Annotated in this window: 1 protein-coding gene; it reads right to left on the bottom strand. The window is 38.6% G+C overall.

Features of this window, described 5'->3' with window-relative positions:
• Window positions 1-103 precede the first annotated feature (103 nt).
• Window positions 104-1,374 (bottom strand): phage tail tip lysozyme (locus EVI01_RS13400; RefSeq protein ID WP_146811776.1); only part of this gene is annotated, 1,271 nt, incomplete at its 5' end.

Raw genomic sequence — 1,374 nt, 5'->3', positions numbered from 1 at the left:
ATTCTGACTAACAAACTGATTTTGAAAAAAATGATTATTGACATGGTCAATGACCAAATCAACCTCCCGAAATTTGTCTAATTCCATTGTTTACTCTCCTTTCTTAAAATTGAATGTAAGTTCTCGGATTCTCAAAATCAACAACTGGCTGTGGCCAATAATTTTTCATAATTTGAAAATGTAGATGTTCTCCTGTAGATGGACCAGTTGTTCCCATCAAGCCAATTTGAGCACCTTTCTGGACTTTTTGACCAACAGAAACATCAACACGGGATAAATGAGCGTATCCTGTCCATTTCCCATTATTATGTTTGATAACCACGTAATTCCCATACCAGTCATAATAATTAGCACCAGCCTGAACAACTTCCCCATCTAATGCTGCAAAAATAGGTGTATTAGGATTTCCATTTACAAGATCAATTCCATTATGAAATTCTTGACCGCCATTTATTGGACTTGTTCTCCATCCACATTCTGAAGTAACTGTTACTGGTTTTTGAATTGGACAAATGAAATTTCCTCCAGGTTCTGGACTAGTTAATCCATGTAATTTGTTATACCAAGATTGGGCATAATTTTGGCGTTCTGGATGTGCAGAAGCTGGGCGTTCAAAGTTCATTTCAAAAGCATATGCTGCACTTTTGGCATCATTGATCGATTTAAATCCTGATACTGTGGTTGGATTTACTTTTCCGAGCCATTGACCGTTGAACATACACCAATCTAATAATTTTACTTGGGCTTCAATACTTCGATAATCTTCTTGAATCCCTGCGGTGTTCATCAAACGCTGAACATACTCTCGTCCGTTCCAAGTTGGTGATCCGACTAACGGATAAGCAGAACCATCCCATTGAACAATCCCATAAGCTGGACCACCAAGTTGTTCTGTATCAGGGTTCATACTTGCTCCAACTTCTCCCTGAATATTTCCTAAAATACCTGCGGCTGCATATTCAGAATAGCCACGAGCTTTCAGCATTGTCCATATTTTCCATGCTCGTTTTTCAGCTTCCGTTGTTAATTGAGGGGGAGTAGTCCCAGGATCACTTCCTCCGCTTCCTCCACCGCCTTGGCCTGGAAATACTTTTTGTCCATTGATTCTAAGTTCACCTTGAATATTCAAATTGCCTAAGTGCAATGTTGATTTCCCTTGTAAAATAAATCCATAATCTTCTTTAGAAGAAATCAAGATATACTTAGGGGAATTGTCAGTTCCGTTAGTTTTAATTACTAATGAATTATCTGTTAAAGGCACAGGTGTAGATTCGTCTGAAACTTTAGGAAACGGATTACCGGCAGAATCGGTTGTTCCAATCGTTCCGATAGATCCCTTACTGTTCCAAAACTCCATACCTTTTTTGGTTAGTT

Source organism: Enterococcus villorum, assembly GCF_007990225.1.
Lineage (GTDB): Bacteria > Bacillota > Bacilli > Lactobacillales > Enterococcaceae > Enterococcus_B > Enterococcus_B villorum.
Note: the sequence above shows the minus strand (reverse complement) of the source record. Positions and strands in the feature narration are given on the sequence as shown.